At 65.5% G+C, this 862-nt stretch carries 2 protein-coding genes; both read left to right on the top strand.

The genetic code is table 11. The features are described from left to right. Positions 1-373: DUF2924 domain-containing protein (locus OCGS_RS09250; protein WP_040610860.1), on the top strand; the 373-nt coding region annotated here is incomplete at its 5' end. Further along, on the top strand, positions 370-862 hold a 493-nt coding region (locus tag OCGS_RS09245; RefSeq protein WP_040610861.1), incomplete at its 3' end, for a recombinase family protein. The genes OCGS_RS09250 and OCGS_RS09245, both read left to right, overlap by 4 nt.

Here is an 862-nt window from a genome sequence, read left to right as displayed (position 1 = left end):
TCTGTTCGACAGCGAACCGCCGCCGTTCAACCGGCGCTACCTGGAGAGCCGGCTGGCCTATCGCATTCAGGAGCTCGCCTATGGCGGGCTGAAGCCGGAGACGATCCGGCGGCTGGAACGGCTGGGCGAGGAACTCGACGGCGGTGACAAGAAGAAGCGCGGCATGCGCCTCGACCGTGACCGCCCCATCACCGGCACGCGGCTGCTCCGCGAGTGGCAAGGTGTCGAGTACATCGTCACCGTCACCGCCGACGGCTTCGAATGGCAGGGGCGGCCGTACAAGTCGCTGTCCGCTATCGCGCGCGCCATCACGGGCACGCGCTGGAATGGCTGGGTGTTCTTCGGTCTCAAGAATCGGAGGGCGCGGACATGACAAAGGCCCCTGCGAAATCAGGAATGGTCCGGAAACTCCGGTGCGCGATCTACACTCGGAAATCCTCCGAGGAAGGGCTGGAGCAGGAGTTCAACTCGCTCCACGCCCAGCGCGAGGCATGCGAAGCCTACATCGCCAGCCAGCGCTCAGAGGGCTGGGTGCTGGTCCGCGATCAGTATGACGACGGCGGCATCTCGGGCGGCACGCTCGAGCGCCCAGGCTTGAAGAGGCTGCTCGAGGACATCGAGGACGGGCTGGTCGACGTGGTCGTGGTCTACAAGATCGACCGCCTGAGCCGCTCGCTCGCCGACTTCGCCAAGCTGGTCGAGGTGTTCGACCGCAATGCCGTCACGTTCGTCTCGGTCACGCAGTCCTTCAACACCACCACGTCGATGGGACGGCTGACGCTGAACATTCTGCTCTCCTTCGCGCAGTTCGAGCGCGAGGTCACGGCGGAGCGCATCCGCGACAAGGTCGCCGCCAGCCGCA

This window comes from Oceaniovalibus guishaninsula JLT2003, from assembly GCF_000299575.1.
GTDB lineage: Bacteria > Pseudomonadota > Alphaproteobacteria > Rhodobacterales > Rhodobacteraceae > Palleronia > Palleronia guishaninsula.
The sequence above is the reverse complement of the archived record's forward strand: the minus strand, read 5'-3'. Positions and strand labels throughout refer to the sequence as shown.